Source organism: Acidovorax sp. Leaf73 (genome assembly GCF_916855635.1).
Taxonomy (GTDB): Bacteria; Pseudomonadota; Gammaproteobacteria; order Burkholderiales; family Burkholderiaceae_C; genus Acidovorax; species Acidovorax facilis.
In genome coordinates this window covers 203,524-225,317 of the sequence record NZ_CAKASI010000001.1, presented here as the reverse complement: position 1 = coordinate 225,317, position 21,794 = coordinate 203,524, and the positions used below count along the sequence as shown (strand labels likewise).

Sequence of the window (21,794 nt, the reverse complement as noted above, 5' to 3'; positions counted from 1 at the left end):
GCACCCACCATGTCCGTCAGCGTTTTCGACCTCTTCAAGATTGGCGTCGGCCCGTCCAGCTCCCACACCGTGGGCCCCATGATCGCGGCGCGGCAGTTTGCCTGCCATGTGCGTGACACGGTGGGCCTGGCCGCCGTGCACCACGTCACCATAGAACTGTTCGGTTCGCTGTCGGCCACCGGCGTGGGCCACGGCACCGACAAGGCCGTGCTGCTGGGCCTGGCCGGGCACGAGCCCGACCACATCGACCCGGACCAGATCCAGCCTGCCATTGCCGACATCCGCATCCGGCAAACGCTGGAGCTGCTGGGCGAGCATATGGTGCCGTTTGTCGAAAAAGAGCACCTGCTGTTTCGCCGCAAAAGCCTGCCGCTGCACCCCAACGGCATGGCGTTTCACGCGTTCGACGCGCAGGGCAACGAGATTGCGGCGCGTGAGTACTACTCGGTGGGTGGCGGTTTTGTGATCGACGCGGCGGGCGAGCGTGTACTCAACAGCGCCGCCACCGCTGGGCCCGATGCGGCCGGCCATGCCCAAGGCCTGCCCCACCCTTTCCGCACGGGGGCCGAGCTGCTGGCCCAGTGCCAGGCCACCGGCCTCACCCCCGCCCAGCTCATGGCGGCCAATGAGCAACACTGGCGCAGCGCCTCCGAGGTGCGCCGCCAGCTCATGGCCATCTGGAAGACCATGGCCGGTGCCGTGCAGCGCGGCTGCGCCAGCACCGGTACGTTGCCTGGCCCCATGCACGTGCGCCGCCGCGCGGCCGAGCTGCACCACAAGCTCAGCACGCAGCCGGAGGCCGCGCTGCGCGATCCCCTCTCGATGCTCGACTGGGTGAACCTCTATGCCATGGCCGTCAACGAAGAAAACGCCGCCGGAGGCCGCGTGGTGACGGCGCCCACCAACGGCGCTGCAGGCGTGATCCCCGCCGTACTGCATTACTACGTCAACTTCCTGCAAGGCCCCATCCCGGCCAACGACGATGGCATTGCCACCTTTTTGCTCACGGCAGGCGCCATCGGCATCATCTACAAGGAAAACGCATCGCTCTCGGGAGCCGAAGTGGGCTGCCAGGGCGAAGTGGGCGTGGCCTGCTCCATGGCCGCAGGCGCGCTGGCTGCGGTGATGGGCGGCACCCCCGAGCAGATCGAGAACGCCGCCGAAATCGGCATGGAGCACAACCTGGGCATGACCTGCGACCCCGTGGGCGGCCTGGTGCAGATCCCCTGCATCGAACGCAACGCCATGGGCGCCATCAAGGCCATCAATGCCGCCCGCATGGCGCTGCGTGGCGACGGCCAGCATGTGGTCTCGCTCGACAAGGTCATCAAGACCATGATGCAGACCGGCGCGGACATGAAGGTCAAATACAAGGAGACATCGCGTGGCGGGCTGGCGGTGAATGTTGTGGAATGCTGACAAACCTGTCGCCAATGTGACACAACAGCAGATGCCGCAGCACAATGCGCGGCGTGCAGCCTCGCGCGCTTCCTTCGACGCCTGGCATGCATGGCCCCGTCACCTTTTCCGTTTCCTATGCACCTCTTCTCTGCGCTGCGAGCCCTGCTACTGATCCTTCCCCTGTCCTGGATGTCCCCTGGCGCCTGGGCGCAAGACACCCTGACCCACATTGCCAAAACCGGCGAATTGCGAATGGGGCACCGCGAGGCATCCCACCCCTTCTCCTACAAAGACCCAGCCACTGGGCAGGTGCGTGGCTACAGCGTTGATATCTGCACCAAGATTTACGAGGAGCTCAAGAAGGAACTCAAGCGCCCTGACCTGCGCCTGACCTATGTACTCGTAGACGGCAAGAACCGCCTTGCGGACCTGAAAAACAACGTAGTGGACCTGGAATGCGGCACGACCACCAACACCCTGGAGCGCCAGAAGGAAGTCGCCTTCAGCCACCACATCTTCATCGCCACCACTGCGTTCCTCGTGCGCAAGGACTCGGGCATCAAGACGGTGGACGATCTGAACGGCAAACGCATTGCCGTGGAACGGAAAACCACCAATGACGGCCTGCTGGCCACCAACGAACGCACCTACCACCGCAAATTCATCTACGTGCCGGTAGACAGCACTGCACAGGGACTGGATGCACTCACGCGCAGGGAGGCAGATGCGGTTTTTGCAGACGATGCAGGCTTGTGGAGCCCCATGACCCGCCTGGGCAAGGCCATGGGGGACTACCAGTTTCTGGAAAAGCGCCTTTCGGTAGAGCCCTACAGCATTGGCCTGCGCAGGCAAGACCCTCGTTTCAAGGAGCTGGTAGACCAAGTCACCCGCCGCCTGATCCAGACCGGGGAGATGGCGGCTCTCTACAAAAAGTGGTTCCACTCAGACCAAGGCACGCTCCCCATGAGCGTCTTCATGCGCGAAGCGCTCAAGCGGCCCAGCGACGTGGGCGTGGAACAGATCGCCTTTTGATGCCCTTCGGCCTGCCGCAGAACTGCCGCAGAACAGGCAGGCCAAACTGGGGAACTGCGGCCTCCACCAGCTGCCAGGTTGCATTCGCGGGCCATGTCCGCCATGGGACAATCGCGCCCCATGACCCCACAGCAATACGTACAGCAAAAAGCCGTGGCCTCGGGCAGCAGCTTCTACTACGCCTTCCTGTTCCTGCCGGCCCCGCGCCGCGCCGCGATCACGGCGTTTTATGCCTTCTGCCGCGAAGTGGACGATGTGGTGGACGAAGTCTCCGACCCTGGCGTGGCGCGCACCAAGCTGGCCTGGTGGCAGGCCGAGGTGGCCAAGGCCTATGCGGGCCAGCCCACCCACCCCGTGATGCTGGCACTGATGCCGCTGGCCGCCGACTATGGCATTGAACAACGCCACCTGCAGGCCGTGATCGACGGCTGCCAGATGGATCTGGAACAGACCCGCTACCTCGACTTTGCGGGCCTCAAGGGCTACTGCCACCTGGTGGCGGGCATCGTGGGCGAAGTCGCCGCACGCATCTTCGGCCAGACCGACCCACGGACCACCGACTACGCCCACAAGTTGGGCCTGGCCTTTCAGCTCACCAACATCATCCGTGACGTGGGCGAAGATGCCATGCTGGGCCGCATCTACCTGCCGGTGAGCGAGCTGCAGCAATTTGACGTGAAGGCGCACGAGATCCTGAAGCGTCAGTATTCCGACCGCTTCACCGCGCTGATGCGTTTTCAGGCCGAGCGCGCGCACCGCCTGTACGGCGAGGCCTTCGCCCTGCTCCCCGATGCCGACCGCAGGGCGCAAAAGCCAGGCCTCATGATGGCCAACATCTACCGCACCCTGCTGCGCGAGATCGAGCACGAAAACTTCCAGGTGCTGCACCAGCGCATCCGCCTCACGCCGCTTCGTAAGTTCTGGCTGGCGTGGAAGGTGCAAGCCCTGGGCCGGATGTCGTAGCCGTGGGCCCGCGTCCATGAAGGTCGCCGTCATCGGCGCAGGCTGGGCCGGCATGGCCGCCGCCATCGCCCATGTGCAGGCAGGGCGCCAGGTCGCCGTGTTCGAGGCCGCGCGCACCGTGGGCGGCCGGGCGCGCGCCGTGCCGAGCGCGCTGCCCGATGGCACACCCGCCACGCTCGACAACGGCCAGCACATCCTGATCGGCGCCTACGCCGAAAGCCTGCGCCTGATGCGGCTGGTGGGCGTGGACATCGATACCGCCCTGCTGCGCCTGCCACTCACGCTTCAATTCCCTGATGGCCAGGGCCTGCAACTGCCCGACCTGCCCCCACCCCTCGATGCGCTGCTGGGCATTGCCCGCGCCAAGGGCTGGGGCTGGCGCGACAAGCTGGCACTGCTGCGCACAGCCACGGTCTGGCAGCTGCGTGGTTTTCGCTGCGCGCCCGCCACATCGGTGGCCGCGCTGTGCGCGCCGCTCACGCCCCGGCTCATGACCGAGTTCATCGACCCGCTATGCGTGTCGGCCCTCAACACCCCTGCCAACCAGGCCAGCGGACAGGTGTTTCTGCGCGTGCTGCAGGACAGCCTGTTCAGCGGGCGCGGCGGCTCCAACCTATTGCTGCCACGTGCGGACTTAGGCGCCCTCTTTCCCGAAGCCGCTGCCCGCTGGCTGCAGCAGCAAGGCGGCCAGGTCCTCACCGGCCAGCGCATTCAGCGCCTGCAGCCGTTGCCCGGCGGGCGTTGGCAGCCGGTCGTGGCCGCCAACGGCACCGAAGAACCCGGAGCGTTCGACCACGTCACCCTGGCCTGCCCGTCCTGGGAGGCCAGCCGCCTGGTCGAAGGCCTGGCAGGCACGGCGGGCCTGGCCGGTGCAGCCCGCTGGAGCACCACCACCAGCGCCCTGCGGTTCGAGGCCATCACCACCGTCTATGCCCATGCCCCAGGCGCCCACCTGCCCCAGCCCATGCTGGCACTGCGCAACACCGCTGCCCAACCGGCGCAGTTTGTGTTCGACCGGGGCCAGCTCGACGGCCAGCACGGGCTGCTGGCCTTTGTGGTGAGCGCCAGTGATGGGGACCGGGCCTTGATCGAGCAGCAGGTGCTGCAGCAGGCCGCCGCCCAGCTGGGCCTTCCCGGCCTGCAGCCCGTGCAGACCGTGGTGGAGAAACGCGCCACCTTTGCCTGCACCCCTGGCCTGCAGCGGCCCGGCATGCAGGTGCTGCCGGGGCTTACGGCCTGCGGGGACTATGTGGACGGCCCCTACCCCGCCACGCTGGAAGGGGCCGTGCTCAGCGGCACGGCAGTAGCGGCACTGGCGTAATCCTCGCTCTGTCGATGCGGGGTGCCTCGGGTAAACCCCAGGCCGACTGACAGCATTCCGAAAGCACGCTCCGCACACCATACGCCGGGCAACGCCATAACGGCTTTCACGGAGACACCCATGCTGTTCGATAACGACACCACCCCCGCCTTCCACCCCACCCGCCGCCACCTGCTGGGCGCAGGCAGCGCCCTGGCCCTGGGCGGCCTGCTGCCCGCCGCTGCGTCGGCCCAGACCGCATGGCCCGCCAAGTCCATCCGCTTCGTCGTACCCTTTGCACCGGGCGGCAGCTCCGAAATCGTGGCGCGTTCCACAGCGGCCGAGCTGAGCAAGACCCTGGGCCAGAGCGTGTTTGTGGACAACAAACCCGGCGCCGCAGGCAACATCGCCATGCAGGAAGTGGCCCGTGCCGAAGACCAGCACACCCTCATCCTGGGCCACATTGGCACCCTGGCCGTGAACCCCTACATCTTCGACAAGCTCCCCTACGACGCCAACAAGGACTTCAAGCCCGTGAGCCTGCTGGCCAAGGTGCCCAGCCTTTACGTGGTGCACCCCGACGTGCCTGCCAAGAACCTCAAGGAGTTCATCGCCTACGCCAAGAAGAACCCGGGCAAGCTCAGCTACGGCTCGGCAGGCAACGGCAGCGCGGGCCACCTGGCGTTTGAATACCTCAAGATGACCGCCGAGATCTTCATGCTGCACGTGCCCTACCGGGGCACCGGCCCCATGATGACCGACCTGCTCTCGGGCCGCCTTGATGCCGCCTCCGTGGGCGCAGCGGCCCTGCTCCCGTTCATCAAGTCCGGCAAGGTGCGCTGCATCGCCACCGGCTCCACGCAGCGCCTGCCGCAGCTGCCCGACGTGGCCACCGTGGCCGAACAGGGCTTCCCCGGCTTCGAGATGACGCAGTGGTACGGCATGCTGGCCCCCGCGAGCCTGCCCAAGGAACACCTGGACAAGCTGGCCGCCGAAACCATGAAGGCCGTCAAGGCACCCGAAGCCCTCAAGCGCCTGAACGGCGACGCCGCCGAAGCCATCGGCGGCACGCCCGCGCAGTTTGCACAGTTCATTGCGGCGGAGCAGGCGCGCTGGCAGAAAGTCATCAAGCGCGCGCAGATCAAGCCGGACTAGAGAAGCCCCCCTGAGCCGCTTCGCGTCTTCCCCCGAGGGGGACGCCACCCGTGGCCTGGCAAAGCCAGTTCCACGGTGGCGCTGGCTGGGGCCTCGCCAGTTGCAACCGCCTGGGGCGCCTGGAACTATCGCCGAACGACAGTAGCATTCCCCCATGCGCATCCTCCTGGCCGAAGACGACCACAACCTGGGCACCTGGCTCAGCCGCGCGCTGGAGCATGCGGGCATCCAGGTGGAATGGGTGAACGACGGGCGTCTGGCCGACCGTGCGCTGCAGCAGCACGACAACTACGATGCGCTGGTGCTGGACCTGGGCCTGCCCGGACTGGATGGCCAGGCCGTGCTGCAGCGCCTGCGCGACCGCGACCAGCGCCTGCCCGCCCTGATCCTCACGGCCCGCGATTCGCTGGACGAGCGCGTGCGCTCGCTCAACGCGGGGGCTGACGACTTTCTGGCCAAGCCTTTCGAGCTGGCCGAGCTGGAGGCCCGCCTGCATGCCCTGGTGCGCCGCGCACGCGGCAACGAGCACCCGCGTCTGGCCTGTGGCGCGCTGGTGTACGACAACCCGCGCAAGCAGTTCACGCTGCACGGCGAGCCCCTGGCCCTGTCGCCGCGCGAGCACGCCGTGCTGCGCGTGCTGGTGCAGCGCAGCGGCGAGCCGTTTTCCAAGCAGCAGATCCTGGACCGCGTGTTCTCTGACGACGAAGACGTGCACCCCGAAGCCGTGGAAGTGTTTGTGCACCGCCTGCGCAAGCGGCTCGATGGCAGCGGTGTGCGCATCACCACCCTGCGCGGCCTGGGCTATGCGCTCGAAGCAAATGATGTGGCTCCCCCCTGAGACGCTGCGCGTCTTCCCCCCTGAGGGGGGACGCCACCCGTGGCCTGGCAAAGCCGGTTCCACGGTGGCACTGGCGTGGGCCACGCGCATGTTCAGGACCGCTCCCTGTTCTTTGCGGCGGAGTCCGCTGCCATGTCTTTGATACAACGCCTGCGCCGCGCCAGCCTGTGGCGGCTGCTGGCCCTGCTGCTGCTGCCGCTGCTGGCCGTGGTGACGGGGGTGGAGCTGTGGATGACGCGACATGACGCGCTGGAGGCGGCCAACGCGGCCTATGACCGCTCGCTGCTCGGGGCGCTCAAATCCATCGACGCCAACATCTCCACCGCCTCGGGCGGCCTGTCGGCAGAGCTGCCTTACAGCATGCTCGAATTTTTTGAGCTCACGGCCAGCGGCAATGTGTACTTCCGCGTGGCGTCGTCCGACGGGCTGGTGGAGCTGGGCAACGCCGACCTGCCCCTTCCGCCCGGCCCGCTCACGCCCGGCGTGCCCCGCTTCTACGACGCAACCTACTTCGGCGAATCCGTGCGGCTGGCCGCCTACCGCCGCGCGGTAGACGGCGCCGCGCCCGGGGCCGATGCCGGCAGCGTGCTGGTGCAGGTGGCTGAAAGCACCCGCTCGCGGCAGGAGTTCACCCGCCGCTTTGTGCGCCGGGCAGCGCTGCGCGACACGCTGGTGCTGGCGCTCATGGTGCTGGGCACGGCCGCCACGCTGGCCGTGGCGCTGCGGCCGCTGGCGCGCCTGGCGCGCGAGGTGCAGGCGCGCAGCCCCGACGACATGACCCCCATGGCCGACACCGACCTGCCTGCCGACATCCGACCCCTGGTGGCCGCCGCCAACCAGCAGATGGCGCGCACGCAAGACCTGGTGGCCCAGCAGCGGCAGTTTCTGGACGATGCCTCGCACCAGCTGCGCACCCACCTCACCACGCTGCAGATGCAGATCGACTACGCCCGGCGCGAGGCCGACGCCACCCAGGTGCAGCACACCCTGGAAGCCATCGGCGGCGAAGTCGCACGCGCCACGCGCAGCACCCAGCAGCTGCTGGCCCTGGGCCGCAGCGATACGGCTGCGGTGGAGCTGGCCCCATTCGACCTGGCCGCGCTGCTGCGCGCCGTGGCGCTGGAGCTGCTGCCCCGCGCCCGCGCTCGGCAGATCGACTTTGGCATCCACACCCCCACGCCCGAGTTCATGGCCGTGGGCGACAGCGGCTTGCTGCGCGAGGCGCTTGCCAACCTGGCGGCCAACGCGATTGCCTACACACCTGAACACGGCACGGTCACCGTGTCAGCCGCAGGCGATGACCTCGGCTGGAGCCTTAGCGTGGAAGACAACGGCCCCGGCCTGCCCGCCAGCGAACGCGATGCACTGGGCCAGCGCTACCGGCGTGGCTCGCAGGCGGCGGCAGGCGGCTCAGGCCTGGGGCTGGCAATCGCGCGCTCCATCGCCGAGCGGCACCGGGGCGGCCTGCGGCTCGAAGAACGCGCGGGTGGGCCCGGCCTGCTGGCCATCCTGTGGTGGCCCCGGGGCTGAAAACCCCCATCCCGCAGCACCCCAGATTCCGCCAGAATTCGCCCCGCATGCCGTCCGCACCACACCCTCTCCCCACCCTGCCCCGCCGCCGCGCCCTGCAGTGGCTGGCAGCACTGGCGGGCACCGCAGGCGCTGCGCACACGCCAGCTGCGTGGGCGGCCGACGCATCGCTGGAGCCCGCCGAATGCATCGCCCCCTCCCGCCCCGGCGGCGGGTTCGACCTGACCTGCGGCCTGGCCACGCAGGCCGTGCAAGCCGTGCGCCCCGCACGCCCACCGCTGCACACACGCTATCTACCCGGGGGCATCGGTGCCATGGCGTTTGACCAGATCGCTACCGGGCGGCTGGGCGGGCCGGGCACGCTGGTGGCGTTCTCCAGCGGCTCGCTGCTCAACATCGCACAGGGCCGCTTTGGCCCGCACCCGGTGAGCGCCGTGCGCTGGATCGCCACCCTGGGCACCGACTACGGCGTGGTGGCCGTGCACCGCGATTCGCCCCACCAGCGCCTGCAAGACGTGGTGACCGCGCTGCGCAAGGACCCGGCCCGCGTGGTGTTTGGCGCCGGTGGCACCCTGGGCAGCCAAGACTGGATGAAGGCCGCGCTGCTGACCCGTGCCGCCGGGCAGGACCCCAAGCGCATGCGGTTTGTCTCGTTTGAAGGCGGCGGCGAGGCACTCAAGGCCCTGCGCGGCGGCCATATCGGCGTCTTCACCGGCGATGCCGCTGAAGCTCGGCAGGCCCTGGAAAAAGGCGCGCCCCTGCGCTTTCTGGCCGTGCTGGCCCAGGCCCGCCTGCCCGGCGCCCTGGCCGACCTGCCCACGGCGCGCGAGCAGGGCGTGGACCTGGTCTGGCCCACGGTGCGCGGCCTGTACATGGCCGCCAGCGCCCCCGATGCCGCCGTGCGCGCCTGGGTGGCCGCGTTTGCCGATGCACTGGCCGCCCCCGGTTATGCCGCGCTGTGCAGCCAGTACGGCCTGTACCCGTTTGCGCGCACTGGCGCGGCGCTGGAGGAGTTTGTGCAACGCAGTCTGGCCGACTACCGGCAACTGGCGCAGGAGCTGGGCCTGCGGTCCTGGCCGCGCTGAGGCGGCTGCTGCTAAGCCCGTGCGGTGGTCTCAGAGGATCTCTGGCCCGCTCACTTCTCCAGCCACCACTGGATCACCACCTTGGCCAGGAACCCCAGAAACCCCACGCCCAGGCCCAGGAAGAGCACAAAGGTGCCAAACCGCCCTGCCTTCGATTCCCACGCCAGCTGCCCGATGATGAACAGCATGTAGGCGATGAACGCCCCCACGCCGTAGGTGAGGAAGAAGCCCGAGATCTGCGCCTCGGTGAAGCCAAAAATCACGATGCCCCTCCAGGCGTTCGGGCGGGTGCAGCGGGTGCAGCCAGGTCGCGCTCGGGCAGGCTGGAGGCATCCACCAGGTCGCGGTAAGCGTGCCAGCTGGCGTGGCCCAGCATGGGCATCACGGCGATCAGGCCCAGCAGCAGCGAGCCCAGGCCCAGCAAGGTAAAGCCCAGGATGATCGCCGCCCAGAACGCCATGGGCAGCGGGTTGACCACCACGGCCTGCCAGCTGGTGAGCACGGCCTGCAATAGCGTGGCGCGGCGGTCCAGCAGCAGCGGCATGGCCACCACGCTGGACGCAAAAATCGGCGCGGCCATCAAGCTGCCCAGGGCCAGCCAGATTTCAAACAACCAGCCGTCGCGGGCCATGACCACGTGGCGCAGAAAGTCGAGCGGGGTCTCGATCGGCACCGGTGCCAGCAGCGTGATGAGCGCCGCCGAGGTCATCACCCAACCCGAGGCGGCCAGCGCCAGCAAGGCGCCAAACTGCACCATGCACCAGTAGTCGTTGCCCCATTTGTTCACGTGGCTGTTCTGCCAGTTGAACCAGGTCTTGAGCACCACGCCCAGGTTGGCGCTTTCGCGGCGCTCCAGCGCGCGGCTCAGCGCATACAGGCTGGTGGCCAGCACCGGCGCCACCACCAGAAAGCCCGACAGCGCCCCCGCCAGCAGCCAGAAGCGGTGGTGCCCCACCGCAAAGATCGCGGCCCCGAACAGCGTGAGCGCCAGCCCATGCGCAAAGCTGATCCAGCCCGCCCGCGCCATGTCGCGCCAGGCCAGCACCAGCCAGGCCATGGGTTGCATGAGGCCGATGGTGCGGATGGTGGGCAATGGCGGGGGAGTACGGGGCATGGTGGGAAGGGTCGCCGAGCGACGATGGAGTGTGACCTTATCGGGCAACGGCTTCAACCACCGCACGCCCAAACCTTGACCTGAGGCAAGAAACTGGGCCAGCGCAGCCGGTCAGGCGAGCAGCCTGCACAGCGCAGTGAGGCTGTCCACCGTGGCATGGGGCGGTGTGTCGTCGTGCGGCCAGGGGTGGTTGGCGCTGTTGATCCACACGGCCTGCATGCCCGCGTTCAGCGCGCCCTGCGCATCCAGCGTGGCATCGTCGCCCACGTGCAGAACCTCGTGGGGCAGCACATCGACGGCCGTGGCGGCAGCGTGAAAAATGCGCGCATCGGGCTTGGCCACGCCAAACTCCGATGCGCTGATGCTGTGGCGAAAGTAGTGGCCGATGCCGATGCGGTGCACGTCGGCATTGCCGTTGGATACCGCCACCACCGGGTAGCGCGCCGACAAGAAGGCCAGCGTGTCGTGTGCGTCGTCAAACAGCTCCACGCGCATGCGCTCGGCAAAAAACAGGTCAAACGCCGGTTCGGCCAGCGCGGGCTCGTCGCCCGCCTGGGTCAGCGCCAGGCGGATGGACTCGCGCCGCAGCGCGCTCAGGTCGTGCAGCAGGTCGGGCCGCAGCGCCACCATCTGGTTGCGGATGGCGCGCAGCGATTCGGTGCTGGAGAACAAGGTTGCCGTGGCGGGCGCGTGGTGCGTGAGCCAGTCCAGCAGCACGCGTTCAGCCCGCGTGATGGTGGGCCAGATGGGCCAGAGCGTGTCATCCAGGTCGATGGAGATGGCGCGGATTCGGGAGGTGTCCAGCTGCAGCGCGGTGGGCTGGGCAGCGGGCAGTTCAGCGGGGGAATCGGGCATGGTCTGCAGAGAATACTCCACGGTCACCGAAGGGCCGGTCCGTTTGCCACAATCGGGGCATGCGCTCACCCTTCCACACCGAACCCCCTTACACCCACGGCCAGGCCGAACGCACTGGAGTGCTGCTGTGCAACCTGGGCACGCCAGACGAACCCACCGCCCCGGCCGTGCGCCGCTATCTGGCGCAGTTCCTGGGTGACCACCGCGTGGTGGAGATCCCCAAACTCGTGTGGCTACCCATCCTGCACGGCATCATCCTGCGCACGCGCCCGGCCAAATCGGCCGCCAAATATGCCAGCATCTGGACGCCCGAGGGCTCGCCCCTGGCGCACTGGACGGCCAAGCAGGCCACGCTGCTGCGCGGCTGGCTGGGCGAGGCGGGCCACGCGGTGCTGGTGCGCCATGCCATGCGCTATGGCAACCCGTCCATCGCCAGCCAGCTTGATGCGCTCAAGGCCGAAGGCGCCACACGCATCCTCATCCTGCCGCTGTATCCGCAGTACTCGGCCACCACCACGGCCAGCGTGTTTGACGCCGTCTACACCTGGGCCGCCGCCACCCGCAACGTGCCCGAGCTGCGGTTTGTGAACCGGTACCACGACGCCCCCGGCTACATCGACGCGCTGGCCCGCACCATCGAATCGCACTGGAAGACCCACGGCCAACCCGACCAGCTGGTGATGAGCTTTCACGGCGTGCCCGAACGCACGCTGCACCTGGGCGACCCCTACCACTGCGAATCACGAAAGACCGGCCGCCTGCTGGCCGAGCGCCTGGGCCTGCGCGCAGAGCGCTACCGCATCACCTTCCAGTCGCGCTTTGGCAAGGCCAAATGGCTCGAGCCCTACACCCAGCCCACCATCGAGGCGCTGGGCATGGCGGGCACCCGCCGGGTGGATGTGGTGTGCCCCGGCTTCACCAGCGACTGCCTGGAGACGCTGGAAGAAATCAACATGGAAGTGCGCGAGGCCTTTTTGCACGCAGGCGGGCAGGAGTTTCACTACATCCCCTGCCTGAACGACAACAGCCACTGGATCACGGCGCTGAGCCGCGTGGCGCAACAGCACCTCGCGGGCTGGCCCACCGAGGTGCCCACCGCTGCGGCGCTGGCCGATGCGCGCAGCCATGCGCTGGCCGGTGGGGCACCCAAAGGCGTGTGCCTCGTGGCGCACTGACTGCTGGTTACTACTATTTTTATAGCTGCTTACGCTTATCCATCAAGCGCTAGCGGCCAATTTGACCCATATTCTGAGATGGCAGGCAAACTTTGGTGACCTGCCCCTCCCCCAACACCTGTACTGATGCCCGCTTCTGCCCTCGCCCCCCACCAGCTGCGGCTGACGATTGACCCCGCCACGCTGGGCTTTGCCAGCACGGCCGAGCTGCAAGACCTGCCCCTGCCCTGGATCGGCCAGGAGCGCGCCCAGGCCGCCGCGCAGTTTGGCCTGGGGCTGCACCAACCCGACTACCACCTGTTTGTGCTGGGCGAAGTGGGCAGCGGGCGCGCATCGCTGCTGCGCCAGGCCATGCAGACTGCTGCGGCAGAACGCGCCGTGCCGCCCGACCTGTGCTACCTGCACAACTTCGACACGCCCGACCGCCCCCGCGCCCTGCGCCTGCCGGCGGGCCAGGGCCGCCAGCTGCGCCAAGGCATGGCCGACATGGCCAAGAACCTGCAGGCAGACATCCCCAAGCGCCTGGCCGCCGCCGACTTCAAGGCCGAGGCGGAGCGCATCGAGAAAACCTGGCAGGCGCAAGAAGGCGAAGCCTTTGCCGTGCTCGACGCGTTTGCCGAGGCGCGCCAGTTCCGCCTGACCCGCGAGGGCGGGCAAATGGTGTTCACCCTCACAGGCCCCAAAGGCCAGGCGCTGACCGAAGCCGAAGCCCGCGCCCTGCCGCGCGAGCGCCGCGCAGAGATCGACGCCGCCGAACAAGAACTGCGGACCGAGATCGCCCGCTTTCTGGAAGCCGTCCGCCCGCTGGAGCGCACCCGCGACGACGCCCTGGCCGCCCTGCGCCGCCAGACCATCAAGCCCCTGGTGGAACACGCCCTGCACGACATTCGCCAGGGCCTGCGCAAGCAGATCAAGGACACCGTCAAGCTCACCCACTGGCTCGACCAGGTGGAGCATGCGGTGCTGGGCGACATCGACCTGTTCGAGCCCCTGGACGCCGAACGCGGTAGCGACCAGGGCGCCGATGCCGAAGACGACCGCAAGGACGCGCTCGACGACCTGCTGGCCCGCTGCCAGGTGAACCTGGTGGTAGACAACCACGGCCGCACTGCCGCGCCCGTGGTGGTGGAAGACAACCCCACCCAGCGCACGCTGTTTGGCAGCATCGAACATGGCTCGGACGCCGACACCGTGCAGGCCGACCACACCAGCATCCACGCGGGCAGCCTGCTCAAGGCGCACGGCGGCTTCATCCTGCTGCACCTGCACGACCTGGCCGCCGAAGAAGGCCTGTGGCAGCGCCTGCGCCGCTTTTTGCGCTGCGGCCGCCTGCAGATCGAGGATGCCAGCGGCGGCCCCGGCCATGCCCCCGGCGGCGCCGTGGCGCTGCAGCCCGAGCCGGTGGACGTGGATGTGAAGATCGTGCTGATCGGATCGGTGGACGAGTACTACGCCCTGCAGGACGCCGACCCCGACGCCGCGCGCCGCTTTCGCGTGAAGGTGGACTTTTCAGACCACTTTGCCGCCACCCCCGCCACCCACCACGCCACCGCCATCCTGGTGGCCCAAGTCTGCAAAAAGCGCGGCCTGCCCCACTTCGGCCCCGACGCCGTGGCCCTGGTGCTGGAGCAGACCCACCGCGAGGCCGACGACCAGCGCCGCCAGAGCGCACGCTTTGCCCACACCGAAGCGCTGGCCATTGAAAGCGCCGCCCTGTGCAAGGCACACGGAGGCACCCTGGTGCAGGCCGCCGATGTGCAGGCCGCCCTGGCCGCCCGCACCCAGCGCCACAACCAGCCCGAAGAAGAGCTGCACGACTCCATCACCGAGGGCGAGCGCCTGATCTCGCTGGCAGGCTCCATCACCGGCCAGATCAACGCCATGACGCAGATCGACCTGGGCGACTACCGCTTCGGCTTCCCCGTGCGCATCACCGCGCGCACCTTTGCCGGGCAAGAGGGCCTGCTCAACATCGAGCGCGAAGTCGATATGTCCGGCCCCATCCACGACAAGGGCGTGCTCATCCTGCACAGCTACCTCACCGCGTTGTTCAGCCACGTGGCGCCGCTGGCGCTGAACGCCTCCATCGTGTTCGAGCAGGAATACAGCGGCGTGGAAGGCGACTCGGCCTCTTGCGCCGAGTTGTATGCGCTGCTGTCGAGCCTGTCAGGCCTGCCGCTGCGCCAGGGCATCGCCGTGACGGGCGCGCTCAACCAGCACGGCGAGGTGCTGCCCGTGGGCGGCATCAACGAAAAGATCGAAGGCTGGTTCCGCGCCTGCAGCACCGCCGGGCTGGACGGCACGCACGGCGTGCTGATCCCCGCGCGCAACCAGCGCCATCTGATGCTGGACCGCAGCGTGCTGGACGCGGTGGAACGCGGGCTGTTCCATGTCTACACCATGGGGCATGTGAGCGAAGGGATTGCGCTGCTGACGGGCGAGGCCTCGGGCATGAGCCCGGCGGAGTTGCTGCAGGCGCAGGCTGATGAGCTGGCCCACCGTGCTGCGGCCGTGGAAGACACGGTGATGCAGCGGGCGGAGTTGACCTTGCGGGCGTACCGGCGGGCTTGTCAGATTGCGGGGGCTGCGCGGAGGGGGCGAGCGGTGCGGGGTCGGTAGATATAGCTCAGTGGCCGACGAAATTGAATGCTCGGGTTCTAGCTGCTTAGCAGTGGTTGCCATCATCCGACGATTGCCATCGAACACGTACTATCGGCCAATAGCGGGCAGACTTCGGTGACCGCTTGCGGGCCGTGCGATGCGGTTGCTTGCAAAGTGGTCGTAGTCGTCCAAATCTGCTGGCCAACACTGCGGTGCAGGGGACGCTGCGAGACAAGGCCGCGCACTAACCCTGACCTTGAACGACAGGCCGCAGAGCAACGATTTTCAGGATGTCCGAGTGATTCCAATACTTGAAACCCAAAGACTCCGTCTCGTCGCCCCCAGCGCGGCCTGCACGGCAGCTTACGAGCTGTTCTACACAGACGGTGCAGCTTCAGGTGGGTACGGAGGCCCCATCTCAGCCGGCGCAGCCTGGGCACGTCTGTCTGCAGATCTCGGCTCTTGGTACCTCCAGGGCTTTGGCGTCTGGGCAGTCCAGCGCTCCTCGGACGGCGAGTACGTCGGCACCTGCGGCTTCTGGCAGGGCAGAGGCTGGCCACGCGAACTGACTTGGTGGCTGTTGCCACGGTACCGCGGTCAGGGTCTGGCCAAGGAGGCGTCCCACGCAGCAGTGCAGCATGCCTATGACGTCTTCGGGTGGGCAACCGTAGAAACCTACATGAACGACCACAACGCCGAGGCACTTGGCTTAGTTCTCAGGCTTGGAGGTCAACAAGTCAGGCGACAGAGCTTCCCCGACGGAGAGGAGCGCAATGTGTACGCACTGCCCCGGGCTGAGGACTGACCCTCGCTCAAGCTGACCCGCTACGACAGCCGCTGCCAGAGCGCGGGTTGAGCGGCGGCTTTGCTACGCCCGGTTCATTGTCACCGAGGACCGCTCCGGGCCCTGAGCAGTCGGTCAGTTCACCGCTACAAAGCCGTCATCTGACGATGACTAGCGCCGTGGCGTGGCCCAGCCCCGTGCGCAGGCTATAGTGTTTGTAACGAATTCGCTCACTGACTTGGTCCAGCAACCGTGTGGCGCGCAACACAGGAGGGGCGTCGGGTTTCATGGCTGAATTTAGCACTGTATTTTTGTACAAAATATGCGCCGTCACGCTAGGCTACAAGCCCCTTTCCGCGCTTTTATCGCACCAATTTAGACCGCAAACGCCAGATATAGCCTGCGGCTTGGTGCGGTCTACATTACGTTAGGGCGTAACACAGATCACTTTTATGAACTTACTTGATTGGAAAGAAAGGCCGTTTGTCTCGATAGAGAAGATGGCGAGCTATTCAGCACTAGACAAGGAAACGGCAAGAAAATATGGCTTAACTGTAAAAGCAGTTGAAATTTCAAATCGCGACTACGGTTATCGCTACCGAAAGTTGAGTTCAAGTCAAAAAATGCAGCCCCCACCTAGTAGCCATATGCACATATGTCTTGGCTATCTCGTCGTGCGCAAGTGTGGAACACCAGAGCAATACGAAACTTGGATACCAGGCCATGTGTTTGAAGAGCTTTACGAGATCAGTAAATCCTAACCTGCCGCTCAAGCCGACCCGCCTTCGGCGGTCAGCTTAGCTTGTCCGTTAGGCAACTCAGGGAGATTTCGGTGGACGTCAAGAGATACAAGCAAATCGTCGAGGAACTTGAAATGTTCATCGAACTTGGCATGCAAGTATCCCAGCGTCTTGTTGGTACTGAGCCTGAGCGCCGCCACCACTCCTACGCTGACCCTATATTCACTAAGTTGTTGTGCCACGCAATCAGCCTTCAAAGGCTATCGCCGCAGATTGATCCGCAGATAGAACACGAACTGTGGGACATGCCTTCTGCATGTGCAGTCGCACGCTGCATCATCGAAGCGCACGACGTACTTGAATACATTGCGCTTGCCAACATTTCAGAGGAGGAAAGATCATTCCGCCTTCTTGCTTGGACGCTTCATGACCAACAGAGACGGTCAAGCATGCTCAAGTCCATCCAATCGACCGACCCTAGAGCCGACGAAATTCACAAGTTGGCTGTCGAACTCCAAAAGGAAGTTGAACAACACTCGTGGTTTCAAAAAATTAATCCAGCACAACAGAGAAGAATCCGCAACGGCGACGCGCCCTCATATCTGCTATCCCAAAGGGAGCTAAACGCTGCCAACGGCGTAAACCACGAGTACCACGTTGCTGCAACCATGATGTTGTCGCAGTACGTGCACACACTGCCAATGGCAGTGCACCAACTGCAAGAGTTCAAGGCTGGCACCCCCGAAGCGCTACATTTGAGTTCAATGCCAGTTCAATACAGCCTTGCCTTCTTGGCTCGCGCTATAACGCGAATGGCAGAAGTTTTCCCCCATGGAAACGTGGAAATCAACGAGCAACAATCGCAAGTCTTCAGCCAATGGTTCGCAGTTGCAGAGAACGGCGTAACGGCAGCATCATGGACAGAAGCATAGCTATGCGTCGTTGCCTAACTCGGCGTTCAACCGGACAACAACGTGCTGCGCACGTTGCCGCCGGTTAGCTGGGACGTTAGGCAAACATGAGTTCATCGGCAGGCCGCTTGTATCGGATCCTCAGCTTTGACCGTGTGGTCCAGATCTTCGAGAAGGAACAGTTGCACTTGGCGCATCCGTCGTCATGGGACGATCCATACGAGGTTCGCTTAAAGCACAACCAAAGTCACCAGATCTTTGGCCAATGCTGGTGCACAAAGGGGGTGTCGGATGCAATGTGGCGAATCTACTCACCCAACCACCTGGGTGTCCGTATATCAACAAGTACAAAATTACTTCGCCAGCAAGTCACAACCGTAGCCAAGGAGCGCGGCTACACCCTCCGTATGGAGTCAGTAAGGTACGAAAGTCAGTACAAGATAAACAAAGAGTTCGCTGCACTTCGAGATGACCTTCAGCAACATTTCGAAGTACAGCGCGCCATGGATGCGCTATTTCTCAAGAGAGAAGCATTCGATCATGAAGCTGAGTTCCGGGTACTCCTACATGCGCCAGAGGCGAACCGCAAGAGCGCGCGAGAGGGCATCAAGATTCCAATAAATCCTCACCGCTTAATCGATAGCGTGTTGCTTGATCCCAGAGCTCCACCAGAGCTCGTGGCTGCTTTTACCTACTATCTTCGACAAAAAATCGGCTTCAAGAAGCGCGTAGCTAGGTCTGTTCTGTACAAATCTACCGAACCATACGTCGTGGAAGGCGAGTAATGTCAAAACGTTTACCTAACTGGTCGGTCAACCGGACGCCAACAAAGCCCATGGCTTTGTTGGTGCCCTCCACTCGCTACACTCCTTTCGGCACCGCTTACCTTGGGAGTTGAGCACCCGCTTTCACCTGCCGCCACCGGCTGCTAGTGGCCGAAAGCAGGCATGACCAGATCGCCGCCACGGCGTCGAGCATCGACTACGCGAAGTCAACGCGCTCGCAGCCACGCCACAACATCCCCCGTCACCTCAACCCGATTGGACTCATTCAAGATCTCATGCGCGCCGCAGGGTACAGCTTGACCATCACATCGGTCACACCGGCATCCCGCTACCGCTGCCCCAGTTGCTGAATCAATACCCCGGCTGCGGCCAGCGGGTCCGCGTCGCCGGATGCAATCAGGATGGGCAAGTCGCTGCGGATGCGCGCGAGCAGCGCCGAGTCGGCCAGCCGGGGCGCAGGCGCGAAAAGCGATGGGATCACGTCGTCTGGCACGTCCCAACCGCACCATGGGTCAGCCACGTAAGCGTCTACCTCCGCAGCATCGCGCGACAGCCATTCGTAGCCGGTGCGATGCTCGAAGCCTGCGTTGAAAGCAGCGAGCCCGGCGGGCGCATCGGAGGGGGCGTTGGCCATGCCGGCGGCGAACAGGTCAAGGGCGGTGGAGCCTGACAGGATGACGCCAGACCAGGTGGACGCATGGTCCAGGATGGCCGCCTGCGCTGCGAACTAGCTCATGGAGTGGCCGAACAGGAAGAGCGGGAGGCCAGCATGCTGCTACGCGACGCGAGCGTGAAGTCCCTCTCGTGCGGCGAAGCTGCCCGGCCTTGATCCCGGCTAAGCTGCGCGAGCCAACCCTTTGTATTCGCTCAGCCATGCCCTCTAGCCTTCACCTCTTCGACCCCAATCGCCATGCCCTGCCGCTGCCTGAGAGCTTTGCGGCGCTGGAGGCCATGCGCGAGTTACTGCACGCGCGTGCCGATGGCAAGAACCTGCGCTTTGTCGAGTTCGCGCTGCGGTTCGAGGATCGCTTCAAGGACGCGGGCCGCACCACGCCCTTGCAGCAGGCCAACGCCTGCCGTCGCGCGGCATGGCAGTTTGACCTCCCGAACGTGGATGAGATGCCTGCATACCGGGCGGCTGTGGAGATTGCCGGTGCACTGGGATTGGTAGCGTATGACGCAACGCTGGGCGTAGGTTTTCTGCCCGATGGCCGGGTAGTGCCGACCGAGTTCGCGCAAGCCGCCACGCCTGTGGCGCCCGCAGAAAAGCTGCCCTGGGGCGCGCGCCCGCCAGATGCGCTGCGCGGCGAGAGCGAGGTGCGAGAAGTTTTGGCCCCTGCCCTGGCGCGCGCTATGGCGAGCAGCGGTTTTGAGCTGGAAGCTGCACCACCCGACAAGCCCGACGCGCCCATCGTCCTCGCCCGACGGTTTGGTGCGGTGCGGCAAGTGCTGATCGTCAATCTGATGCGCTATGAAGTGCTGAACCTGACCCTGCGTGTGTGGCATGACGCTTGTACCGCTGTGCTGGCACAAGCCCTGGGCCCCGAGCCTCACCAGGACACCGCCTTCGAGCTGGGCATGGCGTTCTTCGAGCCCGGGCCGGGCTCCCTGCACCGGTGGACACTCGAACGTCTATCGCAATTGCCAGCGGTCCTTGCGCTGGTATGTGGTCGGGTTCTGCCCCTGGCGGGTCTGTGCACTGACCTGCATGGGCTGGACCAACTGCTCAACGACGCCAGTGCCGACACGGTGCGTACTCCCTACCGCAACGCGTACACCTGGTCGGACCGCCCCGACGGCTCCGACGGCTCGCGCAGCCTGCGTGAAGAGGCCTTTCCGCATGCGCAGCGCCTCGTCATTGCCCACCTCAATGGCAACCCACTTACAACCAACATCGCCCGCGAGCTGGAGGACCACTGGCAGCAGAGCAGCTACTGGCGCGCCCCTCAAGAACGCGAGGCCCTGGCGGCCGTGCGCGCCACGCTAGCCCACACGCCGCCACTGGTCCGCTGGAACGACATAGCTGCCTGGCGGGCCGCGCTGCGCGCTATTCCGGCATCGCTGCAATCCCACACCCCCGACCCGCGCGGGCGGCGCTGCCACCACTATGAAGTGACCGAAGCCTTGCACCAGGACCTGCGCAAAGACCCAGGCGGCTTTTGGGCCAGGTTCGCCGGTCCGGATGGTGCTTCCGAGCTCACGCGCGTGTGGCAAGAGAAGGCCGCCACATTGCCTAGCTCCGGGCGCATCCCCCCGGACGGCCTCGGATGCCATGTGACCACTCTGCCCGGCAGGGCTGGTGAGGGCGCGATCAAAGTGGTGTGCCTTTGCTTTCCACCCATCACGAGCCTCGACGAGCATCGATTCCTGGCACTCGCTCGCCGCGGCAACATATCACGCATGTTCCGCATGGGCTACGAAAACGGACTGGACGACGACGGCCAAATGCAGCTTCGCATTGAGTACGGCGTGCGCCACGGGAACGCCGACGTCATCACCCGCGAAACGCTGGATGCCGAGCTGAACATGCAGGCATTCCTGGAAAGGGTGGCAGAGCTGTTCGCATGAACTGGCGTGGGAGCCGCTTCAACAGACTGCTGTTACGGGAGCCGTGACTACGCAATGCGGGAACGCGCCCGCAGCCACGCCACCACATCCCCCGTCACCTCATCCCGATTGGTCTCATTCAAGATTTCATGCCGCGCCGCCGGGTACAGCTTGACCGTCACATCGGTCACACCGGCATCCCGGTACCGCTGCCCCAGTTGCTCCAATAAGACCCCGCCTGCAGCCAGCGGGTCTGCGTCGCCGGATGCGATGAGGATGGGCAAGTCGCTGCGGATACGCGCGAGCAGCACGGGGTCGGCCAGCCGGGGCGCGGGGGCGAAGAGTGAGGGGATCACATCGGGTGGCACGTCCCAACCGCACCACGGGTCGGCCACGTAGGCATCGACCTCTGCAACGTCGCGCGACAGCCATTCGTAGCCGGTGCGGTGCTCAAAGCCAGCGTTGAATGCGGCGAGCCCTGTGGGCGCATCGGCGGGGGCGTTGGCCATGGCAGCGGCGAACAGGTCCAGGGCGGTGGAGCCTGACAGGATGACGCCGGACCAGGTGGAAGAGTGGTCGAGGATGGCCGCCTGCGCTGCGAAGGAGCCCATGGAGTGCCCGAACAGGAAGAGCGGCAGGCCAGCGTGCTGCGCGCGCAGCAGTGCGCCGAACTGGGCCACGTCGGCAATGAGGCCGCTGAAACCAGCGCTGCCAAAGTCGCCCAGCTTGCCACCGGCAGTGCGCCCGTGGCCGCGATGGTCCACGGCGTGGACGATGAAGCCTGCGACGTTCAGGGCCCGCGCAAAGCGGTCGTAGCGCTCGCCATGCTCGGCAAGGCCGTGAGAGATTTGAACAACGCCCACTGGTTGGCCCGGGGTTTGGGCCCAGGTGTAGGTGGTGACCTGGGTGCCGTCTGCGTTGGATTGGAAGGAGGAGGTGGTGGTGCTCATCGGTTCATTCTGGCATGGGGTCTGACTG

Annotated in this window: 20 protein-coding genes; 15 read left to right on the top strand and 5 right to left on the bottom strand. The window is 65.8% G+C overall.

Annotation, left to right across the window (positions count from 1 at the left end; genetic code table 11):
* The first annotated feature begins 9 nt into the window (after window positions 1-9).
* The 8 genes from LPA35_RS01120 (at window position 10) to LPA35_RS01085 (ending at window position 9,304) form a co-directional block, all read left to right on the top strand.
* Entirely contained in the window at window positions 10-1,419 is a 1,410-nt protein-coding gene (locus LPA35_RS01120) for an L-serine ammonia-lyase (protein ID WP_228894551.1), read from the top strand.
* 117 nt (window positions 1,420-1,536) lie between these two features.
* Window positions 1,537-2,433, top strand: coding sequence for an amino acid ABC transporter substrate-binding protein (locus tag LPA35_RS01115; protein ID WP_228894547.1), 897 nt, complete (start codon window positions 1,537-1,539; stop codon window positions 2,431-2,433).
* A 120-nt stretch (window positions 2,434-2,553) separates the two neighbouring features.
* Complete coding sequence (gene hpnD / locus LPA35_RS01110) at window positions 2,554-3,396, top strand: presqualene diphosphate synthase HpnD (RefSeq protein WP_228894545.1); 843 nt, start codon at window positions 2,554-2,556, stop codon at window positions 3,394-3,396.
* A gap of 16 nt (window positions 3,397-3,412) precedes the next feature.
* The gene (gene hpnE / locus LPA35_RS01105; protein ID WP_228894544.1) at window positions 3,413-4,717 is read left to right on the top strand and encodes a hydroxysqualene dehydroxylase HpnE; all 1,305 of its coding nucleotides are present in this window, start codon (window positions 3,413-3,415) and stop codon (window positions 4,715-4,717) included.
* Between the two features lie 120 nt (window positions 4,718-4,837).
* Window positions 4,838-5,851: a tripartite tricarboxylate transporter substrate binding protein gene (locus LPA35_RS01100; protein WP_121506954.1), complete on the top strand. Its 1,014-nt coding sequence runs from the start codon at window positions 4,838-4,840 to the stop codon at window positions 5,849-5,851.
* 154 nt (window positions 5,852-6,005) lie between these two features.
* Window positions 6,006-6,689 carry a response regulator gene (locus LPA35_RS01095; RefSeq protein WP_063463203.1) on the top strand — a complete coding sequence of 228 codons (684 nt, stop codon included), beginning with the start codon at window positions 6,006-6,008 and terminating at the stop codon, window positions 6,687-6,689.
* Between the two features lie 132 nt (window positions 6,690-6,821).
* Entirely contained in the window at window positions 6,822-8,219 is a 1,398-nt protein-coding gene (locus LPA35_RS01090) for a sensor histidine kinase (protein WP_228894542.1), read from the top strand.
* A 47-nt stretch (window positions 8,220-8,266) separates the two neighbouring features.
* On the top strand, window positions 8,267-9,304 hold the full coding sequence (locus LPA35_RS01085; RefSeq protein ID WP_228894540.1) for a tripartite tricarboxylate transporter substrate-binding protein: 1,038 nt from the start codon (window positions 8,267-8,269) through the stop codon (window positions 9,302-9,304).
* 50 nt (window positions 9,305-9,354) lie between these two features.
* Here the strand turns inward: LPA35_RS01085 and LPA35_RS01080 are convergent, their stop codons facing one another.
* The 3 genes from LPA35_RS01080 to LPA35_RS01070 form a co-directional block, all read right to left on the bottom strand.
* Window positions 9,355-9,567: a DUF2788 domain-containing protein gene (locus LPA35_RS01080; RefSeq protein ID WP_015014900.1), complete on the bottom strand. Its 213-nt coding sequence runs from the start codon at window positions 9,565-9,567 to the stop codon at window positions 9,355-9,357.
* Window positions 9,564-10,418 carry a DUF2189 domain-containing protein gene (locus LPA35_RS01075; protein WP_121419589.1) on the bottom strand — a complete coding sequence of 285 codons (855 nt, stop codon included), beginning with the start codon at window positions 10,416-10,418 and terminating at the stop codon, window positions 9,564-9,566. The genes LPA35_RS01080 and LPA35_RS01075 overlap by 4 nt, the downstream gene beginning before the upstream one ends.
* A 111-nt stretch (window positions 10,419-10,529) precedes the next feature.
* The gene (locus LPA35_RS01070; protein ID WP_121422651.1) at window positions 10,530-11,273 is read right to left on the bottom strand and encodes an HAD-IA family hydrolase; all 744 of its coding nucleotides are present in this window, start codon (window positions 11,271-11,273) and stop codon (window positions 10,530-10,532) included.
* A 59-nt stretch (window positions 11,274-11,332) separates the two neighbouring features.
* Here LPA35_RS01070 and hemH point away from each other — a divergent pair, with 59 nt between their 5' ends.
* The 6 genes from hemH to LPA35_RS01040 all read left to right on the top strand — a co-directional run bounded on the left by hemH (window position 11,333) and on the right by LPA35_RS01040 (window position 18,269).
* Window positions 11,333-12,448 (top strand): ferrochelatase, encoded by a 1,116-nt coding sequence (gene hemH, locus LPA35_RS01065; protein ID WP_228894538.1) that lies wholly within the window; start codon window positions 11,333-11,335, stop codon window positions 12,446-12,448.
* Between the two features lie 126 nt (window positions 12,449-12,574).
* Window positions 12,575-15,067: a Lon protease family protein gene (locus LPA35_RS01060; RefSeq protein ID WP_228894537.1), complete on the top strand. Its 2,493-nt coding sequence runs from the start codon at window positions 12,575-12,577 to the stop codon at window positions 15,065-15,067.
* A 280-nt stretch (window positions 15,068-15,347) separates the two neighbouring features.
* Window positions 15,348-15,854, top strand: coding sequence for a GNAT family N-acetyltransferase (locus LPA35_RS01055; protein WP_069104320.1), 507 nt, complete (start codon window positions 15,348-15,350; stop codon window positions 15,852-15,854).
* A 431-nt stretch (window positions 15,855-16,285) separates the two neighbouring features.
* Window positions 16,286-16,594: a hypothetical protein gene (locus tag LPA35_RS01050; protein ID WP_228894536.1), complete on the top strand. Its 309-nt coding sequence runs from the start codon at window positions 16,286-16,288 to the stop codon at window positions 16,592-16,594.
* A 113-nt stretch (window positions 16,595-16,707) separates the two neighbouring features.
* Window positions 16,708-17,505, top strand: coding sequence for a hypothetical protein (locus LPA35_RS01045; protein ID WP_228894535.1), 798 nt, complete (start codon window positions 16,708-16,710; stop codon window positions 17,503-17,505).
* 86 nt (window positions 17,506-17,591) lie between these two features.
* Window positions 17,592-18,269, top strand: a complete 678-nt coding sequence (locus tag LPA35_RS01040) for a DUF2971 domain-containing protein (RefSeq protein ID WP_228894534.1) — start codon at window positions 17,592-17,594, stop codon at window positions 18,267-18,269.
* A gap of 328 nt (window positions 18,270-18,597) precedes the next feature.
* Here the strand turns inward: LPA35_RS01040 and LPA35_RS01035 are convergent, their stop codons facing one another.
* The gene (locus LPA35_RS01035) at window positions 18,598-18,942 is read right to left on the bottom strand and encodes a hypothetical protein (protein WP_228895899.1); all 345 of its coding nucleotides are present in this window, start codon (window positions 18,940-18,942) and stop codon (window positions 18,598-18,600) included.
* Between the two features lie 200 nt (window positions 18,943-19,142).
* On the opposite strand from LPA35_RS01035, the gene LPA35_RS01030 reads away from it, so the two are divergent.
* Window positions 19,143-20,837, top strand: a complete 1,695-nt coding sequence (locus tag LPA35_RS01030; RefSeq protein ID WP_228894533.1) for a hypothetical protein — start codon at window positions 19,143-19,145, stop codon at window positions 20,835-20,837.
* Between the two features lie 47 nt (window positions 20,838-20,884).
* On the opposite strand, the gene LPA35_RS01025 is transcribed toward LPA35_RS01030, so the two are convergent.
* Window positions 20,885-21,766 carry an alpha/beta hydrolase gene (locus LPA35_RS01025; RefSeq protein ID WP_228894531.1) on the bottom strand — a complete coding sequence of 294 codons (882 nt, stop codon included), beginning with the start codon at window positions 21,764-21,766 and terminating at the stop codon, window positions 20,885-20,887.
* Window positions 21,767-21,794 lie beyond the last annotated feature (28 nt).